General features: G+C 63.9%; 1 protein-coding gene. It reads left to right on the top strand.

Annotation, left to right across the window (positions count from 1 at the left end; all coding sequences use genetic code 11):
- Positions 1 to 255, top strand: a 255-nt coding sequence (locus CVH10_RS22425; RefSeq protein ID WP_146143293.1) for a hypothetical protein, incomplete at both ends; no start/stop codon positions are given.

Below are 255 nucleotides of genomic sequence, written 5' to 3'. Positions count from 1 at the left end.
AACAGCGACTTTGACATCTTCGTCGGCGGCAAGCGCGCCGGGGGCTTCCACTTCGATCACGCCCATGCCGACGACACGCCATACCGCTTCATCACCATGATCCCGCAGGCCGGGACGGAAGCGGTGCTGATCGAGGCGCTGAAGGGCGACCTGTTCGATTTCCGGGCCGAGAACGTCGCCCGCAACTGGGCCACGGCCTACGACAATTTCCCCGCCGTGAAGGAGGGCCGCCTGATTAAGGAGGAGTTCCCCGAT

Source organism: Halomonas sp. ND22Bw (assembly GCF_003011945.1).
Lineage (GTDB): Bacteria > Pseudomonadota > Gammaproteobacteria > Pseudomonadales > Halomonadaceae > Halomonas > Halomonas halophila.
The sequence above is the reverse complement of the archived record's forward strand: the minus strand, read 5'-3'. Positions and strand labels throughout refer to the sequence as shown.